A 3,114-nucleotide genomic window follows, 5' to 3' on the forward strand; every position below is an offset into this window, starting at 1 on the left:
TTAAAAGCAATTCGCGTTCGCCGCCTCGCCAGCCGAAAATGGATTGTTTTTCGTCGCCGACGATGATGATGCCGCCAAAATCCTTGGTGCCTTCGCCGCTAATCACTTCTGAGATAATGGGTTGCAGAATGGCAAATTGCAATAGGGAGGTGTCTTGAAATTCATCAATCAGAATGAACCTGCTGCGATGTGAGAGGAATTGATAGAATTCTGTCGCCACATTTTCAATTTGCATATCAAAATTCGGTGGTTCGCTGCTGAAGAGCGCTTCCAAGGTGAACCAGGAAACATCATCGTAAGTCATATTTTTATAAATGTATATGAGCTTGTCATATTCACTCAGAACTGCTTCCCAGACCTTGAGGATTTCATCCTGTTCTTTCAAGAAATGTGTGTGGATGAGATAGTTTGCCAGAGCTTTAGCGAGCCGGGCTTCCTGTTCGTTGATCTGTTCTTTTGCAGCGCTGAGGGCTTTTCCTCTTAATTGGTTTCCGCTTGTAATAGCGCCGCTTTTATTTTTGCTGAATAACCTGTAGCAGCCTTCGGGGTTGGAAAGCATTTTATCCGATTCTGAAATAATCTTATCCCAGCTATTCACGGAATCTCTAAAAAGATTCTTGAAGTCTTTTTTGAAATAATCCATGGGTTCTATTTTTTTATCTTTTAACGATTCGACTTCCTGTAAATGACTCAGGATTTGAGACATAGCTTGGCGTGCGTTTTCCAAAGCTTCATCACGCAGGCTGGGATTGGGGTTTTTTGCAAGGTGATGCAGGGTGCCTGGTTCGCTGTGGTCACCATGTTTCTGGATGAGAAAATGGAGCCAGCGAGCCTGGATGAGAGTGCTGAAAAACTTTTGATATTCATCCAGGGAAGGGCTGATTTTGCGCCGCAACAGGCTGTCCAATAATGGTTTGTATTTATCTGTCATCAAGTGCGCCATCAAGAATGGAAGGCGTTTTTCCACGGCTTGATTGTCAATCTCATAACTTTCAATGCTGCGCAGAGGGCGCACGATATTTCGGAAAATGCTGCCAATATAGGAGTCTATCGTCATCACCTGCAATTGCTTGCGATCGGAAGAAATCTGTCTGAGGGCGCTGTTCAGGATTTCCAATTGCATGTCAGACAGCTCCTTATGACCATCGTTCCCAATCAGTGATTCCAGTAATCCCTGCCTGTCTTTGGCATCTTCTGCCTTGGAGGGATTGGGGTCGCAAAGCAATGATAGATGTTCATTTATGCGTTCCCTGATTTCAGCGGTAGCTTTTTTCGTGAAAGTGAGCACCAGGATGCTGTCCAAGCTGAAATCCTTGTGTTTTCCATAATGTTCCAGCAGGATGCGGATATATTCCACAGAAAGACGGTAAGTTTTACCTGTGCCGGCACTTGCGGTTATGATTTTGTTTTTGAAATTGCTCATTTTCCCCCTCCTTTTCGCGTCCGATAAAGATCAGCCCGGGAAATCTTTTTCAAATCCTGCCTGTCAGCGACCTTTTGCCCTAGGCTGTATCCTTCTGCAAGGCAATCTCTTAAAACGTCCTCCACTTGGTCTTTCCATTTTATCCGTGCTTCTGGTTTATCAGAGCTTTTCTCCATCTCATATTTGAAAAGCTGCCAAAACAACGAGACAAGTTTTCGGTTTTCCCAGTTTTCATCGAGTCGATAGTACAGCCATTCATAAAAATAGAGCTGGTCGTAGTTTAGTCCGCCAGTTTTGAAGTCGATGATTATATCCTGGTCAGTGCATTTTACGCGTAGATCCGCTCTGCCGCGGATGCGCAGGACGTAGTCTGCACCCTCCATGTTTATGCGCAGCAGCTCTTTGCCAGTATTTCCGCCCTCATTTTCATTGTCTTGTTCAGGTATGAGACGGAAAGGGGTGTTTTTTAGATTATGAGCCAGAAAGTCTTGGTAAAACTGTTTAATTGAATCCACCATGCTGCTCGAGATAATGCTGGTAAGGAATTCATAGTTATAGTTTTGCGGGATTTTATAGCGGTAGAAAAGACCACCGCCGGAAAAGAGTTTGTGCAGCACATCTGCCAGGAATATTTCATCAGTTAGATAGGGTTCGATATCCCGTAAACGCAGGTCCCGTCCAGCTAAAGGCTGCAGCACGCCAGATAGAAAGTCGTGCATGATGGCTCCCAAGAGTTTGCGGGTGATGGTTTCATCGGGCCGAAGTTCGAGCTCTGGCAGCCTGCGTAAATGTTTTATATACCATGTAAATGGGTTTTTTTGCAGTCCGTCCAATCCGTAATGGCCAGAGACGATGTCCCGGTTTTTTCCCAAATCCGAGTCGGGCAGGCTGGGAATGGTGAAAAAACGCTGAAAATCTTCTCCAAAATCTCGGCAAACCTCATTCTGCCAAGGGGTTTCTTCTTTGTCATATTTCCCCAGCCAAGCCTGATACAAGCTCGAAATGCGGGGCTCATACTTTTTGTTTTCCAACTTCACCTGGCTGAGGGCTCCATCCTGACATGCCTGGATTAATTCGGTCACAAAACTGCCGGGTTCAATGTCATTTTCCAGGTTCCGGTGGGTGAAAATAACGCAGTGTTGGCTGCTGAGAACTGTGCGCAGAAAATAGTAGCGTTCTCGTTGGCGCAAATCGGAATAGCTTTTCAGATTTAGTTTGGCTCGCTGGGCTTCGTTTAAGAGCCAGACTGGATTTGGGCTGGAAGGAAGCTCTCCCTCAATGGCGTGGAAGAAGTAAACATGATCATAGCTTAAATTGCGTAGATCCAATAGGTTACTAATCTGGAAGCGGTCTGCTTTCCTGTTTAGTCCATCAAAACTAATCCTGCACCCTCCCAAGGATTCCAAAAATAGCTGCAACACCGACACAGCCAATTTTGTTCCTTCGCAATCGAAGAGCTTCGCCCAATCCTGCACCAAGCCAAGCTTTTCCAAGCTCGCGAAATTTGCCAAACGCGAGTAAAAAACTTCCAGGATGTCGCTGTTTTGCAGTTCCACCTCGCTGCAAAGACTTTTGATTTCAATGCCGCCAGGGGTGTCGAGCAAATCCACAAGGTCTTGCGGGCTGCCAATTCCTGAAAGCTTGTTCAGCAAAGCCAGATGAGGTTCCAGTACCGATCTCAGGAGTTTGAA

General features: G+C 45.7%; 2 protein-coding genes. Both read right to left on the reverse strand.

The features are described from left to right. Positions 1-1,423, reverse strand: a 1,423-nt coding sequence (locus tag GX135_04490) for a UvrD-helicase domain-containing protein (protein ID NLN85346.1), incomplete at its 3' end; no start/stop codon positions are given. Beyond that, the coding region (locus GX135_04495) for a hypothetical protein (protein ID NLN85347.1) at positions 1,420-3,114 on the reverse strand (1,695 nt) is incomplete at its 5' end. The genes GX135_04490 and GX135_04495, both read right to left, overlap by 4 nt.

The organism is Candidatus Cloacimonadota bacterium, from assembly GCA_012522635.1.
Classification (GTDB): domain Bacteria; phylum Cloacimonadota; class Cloacimonadia; order Cloacimonadales; family Cloacimonadaceae; genus Syntrophosphaera.